Genomic DNA, 16,251 nt, shown 5'->3' on the forward strand with positions numbered 1-16,251 from the left:
GAAAATGAGGATTGAACTTGCTAAACTCCCGCCCCTGATGTTAGACTGGATTGGTCCCGATTATATGACCAAAGAAAAATTCGCTCTAAGGGGGGACGATGTACCATGTTATCCCTTTTTTCCGAGTTTCTCCGGATTTGACCGAGCGGAAGCTACCGGGGCCAGCAAGACTCCCCAAGAGGTGTAAACCTCTTCGAAATCGGGTCCTCCCCCACATAGAGCCAAGCGGGGAGGACGCTTCTGTTTACCTGGATGGGGACCAGGACGCGGCGGTAGAGACTCGGACCGCCGGGGTGAAACCCCTCCAGCCGGTCGATGGCCGGAAGGCGGGTCTCGGGATCGTCGAAGGTAAGAATCTCCCCGTACACGGGGCCCCAGGGCGCGCCTGTGCCCTTCTTCGGGAGCCGGTCGGGGGTTGGCTCGGGATTGGACATGCGGGCCGGCACGTGCGCTTGTGTGGCCACGTCGGCCAGCGGATTGGTGGTCCCGACGGCAAGGATGTCCTCCTCCGGAACCAGCAGCACGGGGATTCCGGAGGAGGTCTCGAAGAGGCGGCCGCGGACCGTGGCGTCCTCCACCGCCAGGACTCCCCGGCAGAATCGGTCGTGGTTCCAGAAACCGCGCTTCAGTGTGCCGTAGACGAAGAGTCTCAGAATTCCGGTTGTGTTCGCGTTCGATGGTTCTGTTGGATTCATTGCTGGGTACATTGGGGTGTCTGTCACTGTTCCGCCCCCTTTCTCTCCTGGGCGACGAACTCGAAGGGCTCCACCGAATACGCGGCCAGGTCCTCGCGCCGGAACACCACCAGGCTCATGGGCGGGACCGGAAGCTCCCTCCAGCCTTGTTCCTCCGCCAGCACGGCATCGAGGTACGCCGGGTCCGACGCGTAGAGGACCGCCTTGCAGCGGGGATGCCACCGCATTTCCAACGGCCGGTTCCCCTTGAGCACGATGACGGTTTCCGGATCGGTCCGGCAGGCGATGACGGCGGTTATCTGCCCGCGGCAGCGCCGGAGGCGCGCCTTGAACCGCTCGATATCCATGGCACCGTCCCGCGCGGCGTTCGCGGCCAGGCGGAACAGAATCTCGCTGTCAACCTCGGCGAAGCGCCGCATCTTCCAGCGCCGGAACAGGTAGTCGGCGTTGTAAATGGTGCCGTTGTGGGTGCCGATCACCTCCCCGGCTCGAATCGGGTGGTTGTTGCTGTTGACCCGTTCGTCCCCTCGGGTGCGCCACCGGGTATGGCCGAGCAGAAGCGTGGCGCGGTTGTTTAAGCCAGCCAGGAGTTCGGCGAAGGCTTTGTCCATCACAAACCACTCGGCCGTCACCGGGCGTTTAAAGAGCCGGTGGCCGCCGTCGGCATCGAGCCAGGCCGCGCCGGTGGCATGTGGACCACGCTCCTCGCTCAGCAGCAGCAGGCGCGTGAAGAGCCAGGCGAGGTGCTCCCTCTCCTCGACGCGCCGCCGTTTTTTTCCGAAGATGACGCCCGCGAGCCCGCACATCAGGATTTCCCTCCCTGCGGGTCGACGACAAAACCGCGGAAGACGCCCTCGGCATATTCCTTCGGGTGCTCCGCGATCCAGCGCGCGGCGTCGGACCATCCGAGCTCCCCGGCCAGCCGGGCGACGACCGGTCGGTCGAGCATGTTGGTCTGCCCGGAGAGTCGGACCGCGTCGATGCCCTGCCAGACAATGGCAGGAATCGGTATCCGCGCGGGCTTGTCGTCCTGTACCTCGGCAAGGCCGTGTTTGATCAATGCATCTAAAAAGGATGCGGCTTTTTCCTCTGCCGTGTCGCCCCGGACCGCCAACTCAACACCGGACAGCATCTTGGCGTTGCGCAGGACCATGTCGATGTAGTCCTCGATGTCCCGTTGGTCGGAAAAGAGCGTGGCCCCTTTCATGGCTTGAACCACCTCGGTTACCGTCTCCCCGGTGAAGACCTCGCCGTCGCCGTCCAGCGGCTGCCCATTGATGGCGGTGTTTCGGATCAGCATTCTCATGACGCGCCTCCTTGCGTCCCGCCGGTCTCGTCCCCCGAAAATGCCGGAGGCCGGGTTTCGGGCCCGGCCTCCGTGAGGGGTTCCACCTTTGGGGCGGATTGTTCGTTTGGTTTCACCCTGCCGCGTTTGAAGGCCGAGTCTCCCGGCAGGGCGGCGATCAGATGCTTGCGCGCTGTCTTGAACTCGTCGCCGATGAGACCCAGGTGGAGCAGGAAGACCCGGAAGTCGTACCGGGCGCTCTGCGGGTCGAAGGACCTCTTGCGGCTCGATGCTGCCCGTCCGTTCAGCGCCTTGGCTGCCACGGCGAGGACCAGTTGGACGTAGGCTTTCACCTTGCCCGCGTGGAGGGTTCCCTCGAACCAGCGGAACTCGACCGTACCCCGGTACCAGACGTTGTGCAGGTTCACCCCGTGGTAGCGGGTGCTGTCGTAGTGCTGGGGCTGCCGGTTGTGATAACCGTACCAAATGTGATTGAGCTGGTCCCTGGTCCTGGGACGGCGTCGCTCTATCTGCGCGATGAGATCGTCGCTCACCGGTTTGCTGTAGTTGCGGCGGCGGGTCTCGTTCACGCCCAGGGCGGTGAGGATGAGCGCTTCCTGTTTGTAGACGATCTTGGCGAGGTTCGCGAGGGTCCGGCCGTCGAAGGCTGTGGCGTCGACGTGGACGTGGATGCCGCAACGGTCGTCCACCTTGGCTCCGCAGGCCCGCAGCGCCCGGACGACATCTTGGAGGACGGGGATGTCCTCGTAGGACAGGACGGGGCTCACCACCTCGGCCCGCAGGTGGACCGGCACATTGATGAGCGAGCCGTCGGATACCACTTTCCAAACCCGTCCATGGTCGTCGGTGACCTCCCAGGGGTCGAAACTCCCCGGGCTGCCGATGTGGCGGACCTGGCCGCCCACCACCGACTGGATCGCCTGGGCAACCCGCTCGCGCGTCCGTTTGACTGTCTCGATCTCGATTCCGAAGTTGATCCGGCGTAAGTCCATGGTCTCTCCTTGCGTTCTGTAAGCCCTTTCCCGGCAAGGGATTGGCTCTTCTGTTCACACACATACAGGCTTCTTTCCGAACAGAAAGCAAGGCGAATTCGACACATAACTCCTTTGATTCCAATGAGTTATGTACATGGAAGCGTAACCTGCGGAAACACGCGGGATTACGGGATTTCCCGGCAGCCGAAGAAAAGTGAGGTGTTCCGGAAATCAGGTCTGCTTCCAGATCGTCCCGGTGTGTTTCTCCCACTTTCCGCCGCCCGCGAGGTCGGTGTTGAACCACTCGTCGCCCATGGACGGGGCTGGGATGGCAGCGTCACGCTCGGCCTGGGTGCCGACGCCACGCCGGACAGCTTCCCGCGCAGTGAGCCCCTGACCGAGCCGGTCCGGTCCGAGCAGGTCACGCCATCCGAGGGCCGGTGCCCGCAGACGGGAAACGAAGGTGCGGTAGGCGGTCGCATCCTTGGCCGCGCGGTAAAGGAGCAGCGAGCCGTTGGCGTCCCGGACCAGACTCGGCGTGTAGCAGCGTTCGAGGAACGGCCCGCTGCCGTTTTTGAACACCGGGTTGATCTCCGCCTTGCGCCAGTGGACACGGTCCCAGGACCATGCATAGCCGATTCCGGCGTTTCCCGCGGAGCCCCCGGAGTAGAGCATCCACCATCTCCCGTCGGGAAGCCGCTCGACGTGGGCGGCGGAGACGTAGCCGTTTGCGCCTTCCCAGGGCTGCGGGTCGATCAGGCCGGAAAGGATCGGACCGTTTCCGATCAGTTTCCACTCGACGGCATCGTCGGAACAGGCCAAGCCGAGGCTGTCGTTGCCGCCGGTCGAGGCGATGAAATACATGGCGTAGCTCCAGGTGAACGGTCTTCCTTCGACCGAGGTGGGCAGCGGGTTGTACCAGAGAAATGATGGCCCGTAATGACCGCGGTTCCAGACCTGGACGCTTCCCTCGGTCACCAGGTCACCGGAACACGGGGTATCGCCCGTGAACGCGGCGGGGGCAACCGACGGATCACAGACCGCTGTGCGCAGACCGGCCATGGCATAGGGCTGGTTGGGAACGTCCGGGTTCCAGTAGAGGATGCGCAGCCGGTCAGCGGCCTCCAGCGCGCAGACCACGTGATAGCCGTTGGCCGCGATGCCGGTGACCTTTTTCTCCGTGTCCCAGATGAGCCCGTCGTCGGAGAAGGCGCAAGTCGTACCCGCACCGTCGCCGTAATAGGCGATGAAGTTCCGGGGCCGGGTTCCGTCGTGGAAAGCGCCCGGGGACCGGAGAATGCGGACATAGTAAGCGCGCCCGGCCGTAAGAGGCAGGACGTGCGGGTAGCGGTGGTCGAACACGACTGGCGGCAGCCCCTCGGGCGGTTCCGCTCCGGAGGGGACCAGCAGCAGGCCGAGGTCCACGGCGCGCAGCAGGTCCGGGGTCATCGCCTGAACGACGGAGGTCTTTCCGGGCCCGAGCGTACCGGTCAGCGCGGGCAGTTCCAGAATCGTATCGGTGTTGCTCTTGATAATGATGCTCATAGTGGGTTCCTCCCGGCCTGCGCCGCAAGCGCCGCGGCGGACAGGTCTTCATGTAGGTATCCGGCGTCCATCAGTTCCCGGTTGATCCGCCCGGCCTCGATCTCCTCCCGCTTGATGCGGACCATGAGTCCGGCGAACGCCTCCGCGGCGTCCGGGGAGATGCCGTGTCGCTCCTCGATGCGCCGCATACGGGCGTCGAGATTGGCGAGCAGATCGAGGGTGTGATCCCGCAGGACGCCCTCGCGTTTTTCCTGTGGTGACGGAATGAACTCGGTCAATCCGCCTTGTCTTCGAACGATCATGACATCCCTCCGATCAGCTCAACGTCGCGCCGAGGGTGTGAATCCTCGGGTACACCAGGTTGTTGCCGGTCATCTCCGCCTTGTAGCGGACCTTGTTTCCGTTCGGATCGGAGAAGGTCCTGGTGAGTGTGTACTCCGTCCACTCCTGATCGATCTCCCTCGTCGTTTGGATAGACATCGGTTCCCAGGTCGCCCCGCCGTTGTTGGAGGCGAACCAGTTGATGGTGGTCCCGCTGGGGATATTCATCTGGGCATAGAGCTTGGTGGATGAAACGCCCTGGGTGAGTTCGTTCTCGCGGTTCAGGTACGCCCCCGTCGTGTTGTTGAGATATCCGATGAGATTCACGTCCTTGTAAATCAAGGCCGGAGAGTTGTTGACGGCGTTGCTGGAAAAAAGCGCCCGGACCAGCACTTGACTTGCCAGGTTGGGGAGCCGCTCCTCCTCTGCGGGCACGATGGCGTCCCAGATGACACCGCCGTCGGTGGAATACTCCCAAGCGATGCCGGTTCCTTCAGGACTGGAGGAATACTCGTCAAGGTTCAGATCGCTGAACTGCACGCCGGTAATGGGTTGGAAGCGAACTTCACCGGCGGACTGGAAGTCGTAACCGTAGATTTTCATGGTGAGATCGGAACCGTTGAGCGGAGTCCAGGTCTCGGCGTTGGAGCTTTCCAGGAGCACGCCGGCGACATAGGTCTGCCGGGTGATCACGCCGTTTTGACCCAGTTGCCCCAGGGTGGCAACGCGCATGCGGTAGTTGGTGCTGTTGGTGAGCAGCACCACCGCATAGCTGGTTCCAGCCTGCGCGTAGAAGGGATTGGCGAAGACGACCCTGGTCTCGGCGTTCAGGCTCACGTCGCCAGGGGCCAGGACCTTTTCCGCGAAAATCATGCCGTTGGGCAGACCCGTAGTGACGCCGCGAATCTGCACCGTGACCGGGATGGACGGGTCCTTGGCGGTGAAGTACAGCCCTACGCTGGAGACCACCTTGTCCTGAGTGAAGCTGAAGGTCTGCGCCAGAGGATCGCTGCGCACGGTGACGATCTGAGTGCGCCAGACCACCTGGACCACAGGCACACGGATGATGCGCTCCTCGACGATGCGTTCGATGCGGGTGATGATCATCGGGTCGTTGATCTGAATGCTGGCCCGGGCGGAGTAGAGTCCGTCATTCATTTCGACGATGCGGTTGCCGTTGCGCACGTTCTCGGGAATGACGAAGGATGCGGTCACGCGGCCTGCCGTATCCGCATGGACTCCCGACGCCACCACCTGGCCGTCGCAGCGGATGGTCACGTTGTTCGCGTTGGACTGAAAGTTGGACCCGACCACGGCGATCCCGGTCTGGCCGCGCCTGCCGATGTTCGGGGTGATCTCCACCGACGCATCGGGTTTCTCGAACACGGCATAAGGGTTGATGTTCTTGACCTCGGACCAGTCGATCTGTTCGATGAGCACACGTTCCGTGGCCGGGAGGAGCGCGAGGCTGCCCTTGAACAATGCGTTACTGGCGGTGGGATTTACCGCGAGCACGGTGGCCGAGGCGGCCCTGGCCGGTGCGGCGAAGCGGCGGACCCGGTCGATGCGGGCGCTCCACTCGCTGTGATAGATGTCGGACTGGGCGTCGTTCGAGAAGTTGTCGGAATAGACACCCTTCTTGGTCTGTGCGTCCCGGTTCTGTAGCTCGTTGTTCATCTGGAACTGGGCGTCGTTGTACTTGAGGTCCTCGACGTCCTTAATGATCTCGTGGATCTGGTCCATGGTGATGCGGGTCAGCCCGAAATTGAAGACCGTCAGGTCCACCGAGTTCGGCGGACAATCGACGCTGCACAGTCCGAGCGTACCTTCCGGAACGATGGGCAACTTCGGCCAATCCGCCGGAGCGCCTTCCAGCCGTTTGATCTCGCGGGTGGTGGCGTAGATGATGTCCTTGCGTCCGACGTAGTAGTCGTAGTCGATGCTGCAGTTGGAGCCGCCCACCGGCTCGTCGCCGATGGTGGTGCGGCCCAAGTTGATGATGGAAATGTTGCCGGGTTCGACCTGCACCGGTGACATGGTCAGGCCGCTCGTGTTGGAGGCGGGCGGGTTGCCGCCCACGATCTCATCGACGCCGTCGTCGATGTACGACGTGACCCCGGAGGCGACGTCCTTGAGCCGCTGGAAATCAGCGCGGACCGTGTTCTGCGTGCCTCGGTAAATGCGGTATCCGGTCGCTCCGCTGACCGGCAGCCAGGAGAGGCGGTTGATTTCCCCGGCCAGGGTCTCGCGGGAAACGATCTTGGCGGGATCGTACTGAGTTTCGCCGGTGGCGCTCTGAACGGTGACCAGATAGAAATACTCGTCCGCTGCGGGATGGCCCGAGCGTCCGAACCAACCTCCGTCCACGTAATCAATCCCCTCGATCATCTGCTTGGTATAGGTCCAGCGGACAGTGTAGGTCGTGCCGATGGCGGGCTCGTTGCCCGAACCCAGCCAGTCCAAGTAGTTGCCGGACTGCTGCCAGTCCGCGCCTTCCTGAAAGACTGTCGCGCCCTGGCTCACCTCGAGGATGTCCACCACCGGATTGGGAACGAGCAGGTCCTCGCCGCCACCCACCGATCCGCGGGTGATGTTGGAGACGATCTCGACGATGGCCTCGACCTGAGTGGTTTCCTTGAGGGGCGTGTTGTTGAGCGCATAGCGCCGGGTGCCGATCACGTAGGTCTTCTGCTCACCCCGGACCGACTTGACGGCCGTGGACTTGGGTACCAGTGTCGTGGTGGGCATGTCTTTCTGCAGGCGGAAGCCCTGGATGTAAGCGCGGCCCGCGTTGGTGATCACCTCGACGTTCTCGCCGTCGTTGTCGCCGATGAAGCTGTCGAGTCCATTGACCAGATAACTGCCGGCCTGGTCGTAGGTCCGCTCTGCCAGGTTCTGGAGAAGCGAGTTCAGTCCCTCGGCGGCGGCGAAGGCGAGCTGGTCCTCGGTGATCGACGCCACCGTGATGCGGCTTCCCGGTAGCGTCCCGAGCAGGTCCTGGAGGTAGAGGTTCGACTTCTCGCGGACAGTCGCCGTCACGTCGCCGGTCTCACGGTCGAACTTGTGGAGGGCGACCACCTTCCGCTGGGTCACGTTGTTGGGCAAGGCTTCGCCGCTCGTGTCGTGATCCTTGAGGGAAAGAACCCATTTCTCCCGCTCGGCGGTGGGTTCGCCGGTGGCGGGGTTGATGAGCACGGCGTCCTGGTTGTAGCCGTAGTTGTACTTGAGCAGCTCGACATAGACGTAATCCGCGCCGCTCGTCTTGGCCGGGTCATAGGTGAGCACCGCTCCGGGCACGCGCTCCAGGCAGCCGTCGATGTAGACCAGCCCCTCGGCCACGGTAAGCACATTGGCCGCGACCGTCACGCCGAAGCCGCTGACGATGGCCCCCTCCTTGAAGAGGATGTCCGCGAGCTTCCTGCGCTCCTGGTTGATGATGTCCTGCTGCTCGTTGAGCTCCGAGTCGAGCAGGTCCCGGTCCTGGTGGTAGCGGACCCGCTTGTAGTTCTTTGCCGGGTCGAACGTATCGCGCGAAATGGACATTGGTCTTTCCTCCTAAATCTTGATGACCCCGACCAGCTCAACGCGCGTGTCCGAGGTCTTGTTGAAGTCGGGGATGTTCTTCACTTCGTAGAGGTAGCCGGGATCGAGCACCTCACCGGTCGGGTTGGTGTCCGGGTGGTGAACGCCGTTCGCCGCATAGTCGGACTGAAGTCCGGCGATGTAGGCCACGTCGCCTCCGAAGAAACCGTATTCCCGGATGGTGATGCCGTTGGCCTCGTTTTCCTCGAAGCGGAAGAAGACGCCGATGGTCTGGGTCTCCTCGGCGGTTTCGATGTAATGGATGCCGTTGACGATGAGCGTCCCTTCCGGGTCCTCCTTGAGAAAGGTGCGCTTGTACTGCTTTTTGCGGGCCCGCTCGTTCTTGAGCGCTGTCTGGTCGATATCCGGCGCGGGCGGATTGACGGGATCGGTGAACGTGGCGTCGCCCTCGCCGATGGCGCAGTGGGTGATGCCCTCGATGGGATCGCCCATGAGCAGCCGCGCGGTGAGAATGCGGCCCGTTTTGACGATGAGTCCAAGTGACATTGGTATTCCTCCTTCAGGTCTGTATTGTGTGGCCTTCGCGGATCAGCACGGCGAAAACGGTCTGGCGCGCTTTCGCTTGACGGGCTGTCTCGCGCACCACAAGCTGTTTCGAATCCGCCGTCCGCTTGATCTCGGCGAACACCGCGCAGCGGGTATCGCTCCGCCGTTCGACCGGCCGCATGATCACGGCCTGGATGTCGGCGGGGGCATCCACCTCCGCCGTGATCCTCAAGGCCGCGTCCGTGTCGCGCCGGATTGTCCGGGTCTCGGATACCGCGCCGACGGCCTCGAAAACGACCGCCGGGAAGGCCGGCATCCGGGCGCGGTTCATCGGAACCACGGACCCTGCGAAGGCCCGGACGGAGAGAGTTTTTCCGCTACGGATTGCCACGTCTCAGCCTCCCGGTGATTCTGTTCGCCTTGCCGACGTTCCGGACCACCCGGAACATCGGCGTCAGGCGTCCGGCGTTCGCCTCGATCTCCTTTTTGTTACCTTGCCTCACCGCCATGGGATCACTCCTTCACCGCGCACCAGCCCGGGCCGGACAGGTTGAAAATCTTGTAGGTGACTCCGCCGAGATCGAGGACATCTTCGGAGTCCGTAACACCTCCGCCGTGGGCATAAACCTCGATCAGTTCGCCCCGCAGCTCCTTGTAGGCCGCCGTCGTATGGGCCGCGAGCCACGGAAACAAGGTGATGAGCCCCTGGCGTTGGTCGGGATTGCTGGCGGTTTGAAAACCGCCGTGGGCCGCGCCGCACGTGCCGGCCTGACCGGTCGCACTCGCCCAGCCGTCGAACTTGTTGAGGGCGTAGAAGCTGCCCGGGGACTGGTAGTGGCCGACGACGACCGGCTGCGGGTCCTCGCCGATCTTCGCTCCGAGCGCATAGGCTGCGACGAGGCTCGTCAGAGTGACAGTATTGGGGGACGCGCCCGTATCCACCGCCGTCACCTGGACGCGTTCGATTCCCGCGTTGTCCTTGATCAGGTAATAACCCCCGACCCTGAAGATGGAGGCGTCGTTGACCTGCAGTGTGACGCCTGAACCCGGAAATGCGGCCGCCTGCGTGACGGCGACGGCTCCGGACCAGAACCGCTTCAAGAGCCCGCAGTAATGCGCGTAATAGACGGCCGCGATCTTGGTCACGATGAAGACGTGGTCCATGTCCGCGTAAATCCAATACAGGAATGCCGAAGCATCCACGGTCTTGATGTAGGTGTAGCTGGTGTTGAACGCCTCCTTCACGCCCGCGTGTGTCGCCGCATCCCAGTACAGGTAGGCGCGGACCGCGATTCGGTCGGCTGCGGCGTCGTTGACGAACCGGAGGAAGATGTCTTCGGCTCCGCTCTCTCCCGTGGATGCCAGCACGTAACTGGGCTCGGCGTCGCCGGAGCGGTCGTCCCGAAGCGTCCAGCCGACCGTTCCCACGAGGAAATCTTTCAGGCGGACGAGGAAATCCGCGATGTTTGAAGCGGTGCCGGATGTGCTGTGATAGGCCATACGTTCCTCCTACAGGATCGGGTTTTCCGTACCGGTGAGCCGGAGTTTGAGGTCGGTCTTGTTTTGTACCGGCGTTCCGGACGGCACCGTACAGCGACGCCAGAACGAGAGGGTCACGTCGTGGGCTTTATCGCCCAGGTTGAGCGGTGCGCCGCCGACGGCGGTGGCGAGACCCGCCTGGGTCAGGGCCAGCGCGTACCAATCCGACTCGTCGCCGCCGGCGACATCCACCGGTTCGATCACCAGCCCGGTATAGTCGTACCCGGAATAGACCGCGGCACCCGGATCATGGGCGGCCGGGATTGTGCCGCCATAGCCGCGTTCCACCGCGAGGACGGTCGTCCCGCCGCCGCTCAGGATGCGCATCTGTTCGTCGTCGACGATGATGATTTCGCCGTCGGTGAAGCGAGGCGCGGAAAGCTGCAGTGAGGTCGCCCCCGATGCCAGGGCAGCGGCGAGAATCGTCTGTTCGTTGGCTACGAACAGTTCCTTGTCTTTCGTTTCCCCGTCCGTGCCGTTGTAGGTGTCGTCATCGGGATTTGCGAGGTCGCCCTCGGATATCCTCTGGGTCAATGTGATGTCTTCGTACAGATGTATCGCCATCAATCTCTCCTATGCCGCCGGCCATTGCGTGACCGTGTATTGGTTTGCCGCCGCCTCGAAACCGGCGGTCGCCTCGGCGTGATCGTCCCGCTGCCGGTAGCGCCATCGGAGGCAGGGCTTCGACTTGCGGAAGCCCGAGGCGTTGAGCGGCATCGAGCCGAGCCGCATGGGCCGGGTCCGGTCCACGGACAGGAGCAAGCCTGTGTGATTCAGCCTGCGGCGGTTGAGCAGGAGCGTCTCCACGCGTTTTCTGCGCGGAATGCCCGTGTCCACGTCCATCTCGAAGGATGCGCGGGCCTCGGTCACATAGGCGTCGGTCAGTTCGGCGATGTTGAGCGCCTTGTTGTTCAGGGAAAAGCCGGGCCTGCGGGCGCGCCAGCGGTCGACGACGTCCCATGCGCCGGATACCTCCGACCACTGAGCGTCGGCGTAAGCGGTGATGAAAAGGTGACGGCCCACGGCAGCGCCGGAGACCTTGTCGTCCCTTCCGAGCCTCGAATGCCCGACGCGGAACCAATGGGAGAGCCGCGACCGCTTCCCGTACCGGTGCGTGCGGCGGTCTCCCGTGAGGTCGGGCGCATCCTGGACGGCTTCCGAGAGCATGTCTTTCTGGCGGAACTTGATCCGGCAAGGCTGGGCGGAACGATTCAGGCGCGAACGATTCAGTTCCTGGCCCGCCAGCCGGATGAACGAGACGCCCGGTTCCACCGCGGGCTTGGTTTCGATCTCGCAGCAAAACGCCGCACGCCGTTCACTGATCCACAGGTTCGGCAGACGTTCGGCGTTCAGGTTGCCGGTGTTCAGGCGGAACCGGGGCGAGCGGCCATGCCAGCGGGAGACGCACACCGCGGCTCGCTCGATGTCCTGCATGAGCGTGGTGCCGTCGGTGATCCGCCACCAACCCCAGGTCTTGTTCTTGCGGGTGAGGTGGTAACCCGTGTTCAGGGCATTGTGGTTGACCACGAACGTTTCGTGCAGATGCCCGAGGCACACCCGCTCGACGACCTTCTTTATGACCGCCTCGAAATCCGACTCCATGGACAGGAGCGTGTAGAGCCACTGCAGGAAGAAAACCCGCGTGCCCGCGGGATGATGAAAGGGCAGCGCGTCCCGGACTCCCTGGACGAGGTTGTCGCTGTCGATGCGGTAGACGCCCAGGCTGTAGATCAGCCCCGGCAGTTTGGCCCGTCCGACAACCGAACGGCGGTTCAGACGCAGCGCCTTGTGGAAAGTCTCCTCGATGCGCCCCTCCCACCCGATGTCACCGAGCGAGCGGCCGATGGCGGGGATGGTGCCCTTGCGCCGGTAAATCTCCACGGCCTCGCGGATGAGACGCCGTTGGGCAGGCGCGTTTACGGTGGGATCGAAACGGTGGCCGACGATCCCGCCGAGAAACGGCAAGAACCTTTCCTCGCAACGCCCGACGTCGAAGATCTCGGGGAAACGCTCGGCCAGCACCTTGATTTCGTCCAGGCTCACGGCCGGGACCTTGAGAAAGGAATCGAGATCGCCGGACTCATCCCGTTCGCGGTAGAGCGGCGGAAGCAGGTCGATGAGTTTCTTTTCGAAGTAGGAGGACATCAGGACGCCCTCCGCACGTCGAGGTTGACCTGACCGAGCGCCGCGATCTGACCGGCGTGGATGTCGACGTCCTGGGTCGGCCTGTACATGCGCACGTGGCTCACGCCCCGCACGCCGTCCAGAAGCGCCACCAGATCCGAGTAGTGGACCGGCGCGCCGAAGCTCATGCGGTCGAAGGCGAAGAAGTCCGCCAAGGTCTGTTCGACGCGGCTCCGGACCAGGTCGAGGTCCTCGCCGGCATAGGCGAACACCTCCGCGTCAATCGATACGGGACGGTAGACAGGATCGAAGAGGTTGATCTCGACGGTGATGATCTTGCGCGATTCCAGGTATTCGGCGAGGTCCTGCTTGAGAAGCGCTGACGGCGGACCGCCGCCGTCCGGGGCCACGGCCAGGTTGACCTGGTAGTAGCGGATGTTCTTGCAGTCGTTGACGTCGAGTACCTGGGCTTTGGCCACGCCGGGAAACCCTTCGGCCAGGGCGAGGTAGTCCTCCTTGCTGACCGCCTTCCAGAGCGAGCGGACCTCGGCCGGGGCCTGGCGGCGGGCGTGTTCCAGAGTCTCGCGGTCCGCTCCGCCGGTGGCCGGGACCGGGTTGGTAACCGCGAGGGGAACCAAACCGCCGTCGAGGTAGATGGCCGTGAGAAGCTCGGTGACGAGATTGGGACCCAGGTTGCCTTCGACCCCGAGGGTTTCGAGGTACTCGACGCGGATTTCCGCGCCGGAGTCGGGAAGTGCTCCGCGCAATCCGTCGCCGAAGACGATCCGGGTGATGTCCAGCGCGTCGGTCTCCGCCATGAAGTGGCGCGCGTCGGAGCCGCTTTCCTGGAAGTGGGAGACCTCGGTCCATTCCTGGTCCTGCACCCACACACGGATCGAACCGTGAGCGATTTCCTTTCCGGCCAAAATGATCGGATCGCCCGTGTCCCCGTCTGCCGTAAAGGTCTCGGTCTTGCGTTTTCCCTGGCGCGCGCCTGTATCGACGCTCGTCCGACTCCGAGGGATCGTCGCGTCTTCGGCCGTCTCGAACACGATGTCGTTTTCTTCCAGACGGGCCCTGCACGTCGTTCCCGCCGGGATCACCAGATCCGCGTCGAGGGGCGCGGCCAGGGAAAATCTCAAAGCGGTCGTCGCGGCCACCGGCCCGTCGAGCCGGTAGCTGATGAGCTTGCAGAGGTTGATGACGTTCTGCCGCTGGCGGGCGGTGGGCAGGAAGGCCTCCGCCGCCTGGGCGTCGAGGTAATAGGCCAGCATGTCGCCGATGCCGCAGAAGAGTTCCAGCAACACCACGCCGAGGTCGGACGCGTTGAAGTCCGTCCAGCGGTCGGTGAGCTGCGGCACCCGCGCCAGCAATTCCCGGCGCATGGACTCGTAGTCCTTGTTCGTGTAAGCGATGCTTGCTCTGCCCATTTCCGTTCGTCCGTTGCGGTTCGGTCACAAGTGGTCCCGCCGGACGAGCCGGACGAGGACCCGCTTGTTACTTACCGGCGACGGAGCGGAACTGTCGGGGCGGAGCGGATGGGCGCGGTTCGCGGTAGAAGGGATAGACCAGGTTGCCTTCCACCTGGCTTTGGATGACGCGATAGGCGATGCGGACCGGAAGAAGATTGCGATCCTTGTTCGCGGGGGAACCGTCGAAGGAGACGCCGGTGATGACGACCCGTTTCTCCCAGCGCTTCACGGCGTCGATCACGTAATGGCGGATCAGCCCCTTCAACACCTCGTCGTTGGGCTCGAACACCAAGTCCTTGAGCCTCGATCCGAATTCCGGGCGCATGAAGCGTTCGCCAGGCCGGGTGCCGAGAATCTGAATGATGCTCTCGTGGATGTGTTCGTGTTCGGTGGAGGTGGCCGAAGAGACCTGTGCGCCCCCGGACCGCCGCTGAAAGCGGAAGGGAAACTTCAACCCGCGTCCGAGGAAATCCAAAGCCATCAGTCACGCTCCTCGCAGATGCAGCCGGGCACGCTATCCGAACCTGGGTCTCCATTGGAGCCATCGTCGTCCGGGAAATGAATGACCAAGTCCAAGCCGTTCGCCATGGCGACATGGATCGTGCCGTCGGCCTCGATGACGCCCTTGTGACCGCTTTCCATGGCCGTAAAGCCCTTGGCCCCGCCGGGTACCAGACGAACCTCGACATCCTCACCCACGCCTTCGATCCGGGAAATGCCGAGCACCACCGAGGTGCCAGCGGGGTTGCCGATCATGGCCGTGCGCTCGAATTGAAAGACGTCCAGCCGGTATCCGCCAGGCAGCTCGATGCGGTAGCGCCCTTGCGCGGTCTGTATCGGATCGATATCCAGGGGAAGGCCCTCAATTCCGGCCGCCTCGTGGGTTACCCGAACCGCCTCGGGCCTGAGCATTAGCTCTCGGCCGTCGGGGAGCGTCACCACGCCGCCGCGCGCGGGTTCGAGAAGGGTCACAGAGCCATCCATACCGATGGCCGTCAGTCTTCCATCCGGTCCCACCCGAACCATGACGCCGTCGGCCAGTGTGAAAATGCGTCCTCCGTCGGGAAGGTCTCTCACGGCGGTGCCCGCCGGCATGGCGACGAAGGGATCAAAGTCCTGCGGCGTGGGTTGATCCACGACGTGCATGTATTGCTGCGCGCTCTCGGCGTGCGCCTCCAGTACCGTTTGAGCTTCCGCCCGCAGGGCTTCGGAGGCGTCGTGACTCTGCTGCAGAATGCCTTTGATCTCGGCCAGGCTGTCTCGAATCTGTCGGAGATAGGGCTCATCACCCTCGCCGTCAGTCACGCCGAGACCGGCCGCAAGCAGACGCGCCAGCGCCATAAGTTCATAGTGGGATTCCGATGAACTCGTCTGCTCGATGATCGGCCCGCCACCTTCCTCTCCGTACCCGTAACCGTATCCGTTTCCGACTACCATATTCCGTCAGCCTCCGATGGGTATGAGTTCGATGTTCTGGATGAACCAGCCGTCGAACTTCTGGTATTGGCCGTCGCCCGTGTCCCAAACAAACCGCAACGTGACCGTGCTTCCTGCAAACTGGGAAAGGTCGATGGTCTCGGTCCTGCGTGGGATAGGGTATGGCTGGAGCGGTGCGCCGTTCACGTCGTAGGTGGGATTGAAGCTCCTTATGAACCATCCGTTCACATAGAGTTCCAGCGTATCGAAGTAAGGCCCGTCCACGCTCTCGATCTCGCCCCAGACATCGAAGCGGAGGAGGTAGTCCCGGTCCAGGGTCACCTCCGATGCAAGCTCCCCGGTCACGCGGATATTGCTGCCGGAAGCGTCGTACCAGCCGGTGTAATAGTAAAAATGCCAGGTTCCGTCCGGCAGAAGCTCCACATAGCCGGATGACCTCCAGTCGAGCACCGCCGCGGCTTTGGGCTTCTCCACGTCGACCTGGATGTATCTGCGGGATGACACCACCTCGTCCTGGACCGCCTCGGCCACGATGATGGTCGCGCCGGGTGTCGCGCCGAAGCGCAGCACACCGTTCTCGACCCTGGCGATTTCCGGATGGACGGACTCGAACCGCACCTCGCCGCCGGGCGATCCGATGACCGCCACCGGGACCGCTTGTTCCGTCTCCCGATACGGTTCCCGGATCAAGGACGGAGCAAGTTCCCAGTAAAAGATCGTATGGTTATGTTGGATACTCATAGCCATAC

General features: G+C 63.2%; 16 protein-coding genes. All 16 read right to left on the bottom strand.

All coding sequences use genetic code 11. From position 1 onward, the window contains the following. Window positions 1–152 precede the first annotated feature (152 nt). Window positions 153–695 (bottom strand): gamma-glutamylcyclotransferase family protein, encoded by a 543-nt coding sequence (locus ACQ9LF_RS13655; protein ID WP_462489974.1) that lies wholly within the window; start codon window positions 693–695, stop codon window positions 153–155. Between the two features lie 23 nt (window positions 696–718). Beyond that, window positions 719–1,501, bottom strand: coding sequence for a class II glutamine amidotransferase (locus ACQ9LF_RS13660; RefSeq protein ID WP_462489975.1), 783 nt, complete (start codon window positions 1,499–1,501; stop codon window positions 719–721). After that, window positions 1,501–2,001 carry a DUF5049 domain-containing protein gene (locus ACQ9LF_RS13665; protein WP_462489976.1) on the bottom strand — a complete coding sequence of 167 codons (501 nt, stop codon included), beginning with the start codon at window positions 1,999–2,001 and terminating at the stop codon, window positions 1,501–1,503. The genes ACQ9LF_RS13660 and ACQ9LF_RS13665 overlap by 1 nt, the downstream gene beginning before the upstream one ends. Further along, window positions 1,998–2,993, bottom strand: a complete 996-nt coding sequence (locus ACQ9LF_RS13670) for an amidoligase family protein (protein ID WP_462489977.1) — start codon at window positions 2,991–2,993, stop codon at window positions 1,998–2,000. Before ACQ9LF_RS13670 ends, ACQ9LF_RS13665 begins: the two co-directional genes overlap by 4 nt. A 213-nt stretch (window positions 2,994–3,206) precedes the next feature. Then, window positions 3,207–4,520, bottom strand: coding sequence for a hypothetical protein (locus tag ACQ9LF_RS13675; protein WP_462489978.1), 1,314 nt, complete (start codon window positions 4,518–4,520; stop codon window positions 3,207–3,209). After that, window positions 4,517–4,822 carry a VrlD gene (locus ACQ9LF_RS13680; protein WP_462489979.1) on the bottom strand — a complete coding sequence of 102 codons (306 nt, stop codon included), beginning with the start codon at window positions 4,820–4,822 and terminating at the stop codon, window positions 4,517–4,519. Before ACQ9LF_RS13680 ends, ACQ9LF_RS13675 begins: the two co-directional genes overlap by 4 nt. A gap of 13 nt (window positions 4,823–4,835) precedes the next feature. Next, window positions 4,836–8,384 (bottom strand): DUF4815 domain-containing protein, encoded by a 3,549-nt coding sequence (locus ACQ9LF_RS13685; protein WP_462489980.1) that lies wholly within the window; start codon window positions 8,382–8,384, stop codon window positions 4,836–4,838. A 12-nt stretch (window positions 8,385–8,396) separates the two neighbouring features. Next, on the bottom strand, window positions 8,397–8,930 hold the full coding sequence (locus ACQ9LF_RS13690) for a hypothetical protein (RefSeq protein ID WP_462489981.1): 534 nt from the start codon (window positions 8,928–8,930) through the stop codon (window positions 8,397–8,399). Between the two features lie 13 nt (window positions 8,931–8,943). After that, entirely contained in the window at window positions 8,944–9,261 is a 318-nt protein-coding gene (locus ACQ9LF_RS13695; RefSeq protein ID WP_462489982.1) for a hypothetical protein, read from the bottom strand. 182 nt (window positions 9,262–9,443) lie between these two features. After that, entirely contained in the window at window positions 9,444–10,430 is a 987-nt protein-coding gene (locus ACQ9LF_RS13700; protein WP_462489983.1) for a hypothetical protein, read from the bottom strand. A 9-nt stretch (window positions 10,431–10,439) separates the two neighbouring features. Further along, window positions 10,440–11,033 (bottom strand): hypothetical protein, encoded by a 594-nt coding sequence (locus tag ACQ9LF_RS13705; RefSeq protein WP_462489984.1) that lies wholly within the window; start codon window positions 11,031–11,033, stop codon window positions 10,440–10,442. Window positions 11,034–11,042: 9 nt separating this feature from the next. Then, window positions 11,043–12,614 (bottom strand): phage tail protein, encoded by a 1,572-nt coding sequence (locus tag ACQ9LF_RS13710; RefSeq protein ID WP_462489985.1) that lies wholly within the window; start codon window positions 12,612–12,614, stop codon window positions 11,043–11,045. Beyond that, window positions 12,614–14,023 carry a baseplate J/gp47 family protein gene (locus ACQ9LF_RS13715; RefSeq protein WP_462489986.1) on the bottom strand — a complete coding sequence of 470 codons (1,410 nt, stop codon included), beginning with the start codon at window positions 14,021–14,023 and terminating at the stop codon, window positions 12,614–12,616. The genes ACQ9LF_RS13710 and ACQ9LF_RS13715 overlap by 1 nt, the downstream gene beginning before the upstream one ends. A 67-nt stretch (window positions 14,024–14,090) precedes the next feature. Next, window positions 14,091–14,546, bottom strand: coding sequence for a GPW/gp25 family protein (locus ACQ9LF_RS13720; RefSeq protein ID WP_462489987.1), 456 nt, complete (start codon window positions 14,544–14,546; stop codon window positions 14,091–14,093). After that, window positions 14,546–15,502 carry a hypothetical protein gene (locus ACQ9LF_RS13725; RefSeq protein WP_462489988.1) on the bottom strand — a complete coding sequence of 319 codons (957 nt, stop codon included), beginning with the start codon at window positions 15,500–15,502 and terminating at the stop codon, window positions 14,546–14,548. Before ACQ9LF_RS13725 ends, ACQ9LF_RS13720 begins: the two co-directional genes overlap by 1 nt. 6 nt (window positions 15,503–15,508) lie before the next feature. Continuing rightward, window positions 15,509–16,251 (bottom strand): hypothetical protein (locus tag ACQ9LF_RS13730; RefSeq protein ID WP_462489989.1); only part of this gene is annotated, 743 nt, incomplete at its 5' end.

The sequence above is a fragment of the Anaeroglomus insulsum genome (genome assembly GCF_050689095.1).
GTDB lineage: Bacteria > Planctomycetota > Phycisphaerae > Sedimentisphaerales > Anaerohalosphaeraceae > Anaeroglomus > Anaeroglomus insulsum.

What these genes read in the sequence shown, in the direction of transcription:
- ACQ9LF_RS13655 (WP_462489974.1), bottom strand. Translation starts at nt 695, where the DNA reads ATGAATCCAACAGAACCATCGAACGCGAACACAACCGGAATTCTGAGA.
- ACQ9LF_RS13660 (WP_462489975.1), bottom strand. Translation starts at nt 1,501, where the DNA reads ATGTGCGGGCTCGCGGGCGTCATCTTCGGAAAAAAACGGCGGCGCGTC.
- ACQ9LF_RS13665 (WP_462489976.1), bottom strand. Translation starts at nt 2,001, where the DNA reads ATGAGAATGCTGATCCGAAACACCGCCATCAATGGGCAGCCGCTGGAC.
- ACQ9LF_RS13670 (WP_462489977.1), bottom strand. Translation starts at nt 2,993, where the DNA reads ATGGACTTACGCCGGATCAACTTCGGAATCGAGATCGAGACAGTCAAA.
- ACQ9LF_RS13675 (WP_462489978.1), bottom strand. Translation starts at nt 4,520, where the DNA reads ATGAGCATCATTATCAAGAGCAACACCGATACGATTCTGGAACTGCCC.
- ACQ9LF_RS13680 (WP_462489979.1), bottom strand. Translation starts at nt 4,822, where the DNA reads ATGATCGTTCGAAGACAAGGCGGATTGACCGAGTTCATTCCGTCACCA.
- ACQ9LF_RS13685 (WP_462489980.1), bottom strand. Translation starts at nt 8,384, where the DNA reads ATGTCCATTTCGCGCGATACGTTCGACCCGGCAAAGAACTACAAGCGG.
- ACQ9LF_RS13690 (WP_462489981.1), bottom strand. Translation starts at nt 8,930, where the DNA reads ATGTCACTTGGACTCATCGTCAAAACGGGCCGCATTCTCACCGCGCGG.
- ACQ9LF_RS13695 (WP_462489982.1), bottom strand. Translation starts at nt 9,261, where the DNA reads ATGAACCGCGCCCGGATGCCGGCCTTCCCGGCGGTCGTTTTCGAGGCC.
- ACQ9LF_RS13700 (WP_462489983.1), bottom strand. Translation starts at nt 10,430, where the DNA reads ATGGCCTATCACAGCACATCCGGCACCGCTTCAAACATCGCGGATTTC.
- ACQ9LF_RS13705 (WP_462489984.1), bottom strand. Translation starts at nt 11,033, where the DNA reads ATGGCGATACATCTGTACGAAGACATCACATTGACCCAGAGGATATCC.
- ACQ9LF_RS13710 (WP_462489985.1), bottom strand. Translation starts at nt 12,614, where the DNA reads ATGTCCTCCTACTTCGAAAAGAAACTCATCGACCTGCTTCCGCCGCTC.
- ACQ9LF_RS13715 (WP_462489986.1), bottom strand. Translation starts at nt 14,023, where the DNA reads ATGGGCAGAGCAAGCATCGCTTACACGAACAAGGACTACGAGTCCATG.
- ACQ9LF_RS13720 (WP_462489987.1), bottom strand. Translation starts at nt 14,546, where the DNA reads ATGGCTTTGGATTTCCTCGGACGCGGGTTGAAGTTTCCCTTCCGCTTT.
- ACQ9LF_RS13725 (WP_462489988.1), bottom strand. Translation starts at nt 15,502, where the DNA reads ATGGTAGTCGGAAACGGATACGGTTACGGGTACGGAGAGGAAGGTGGC.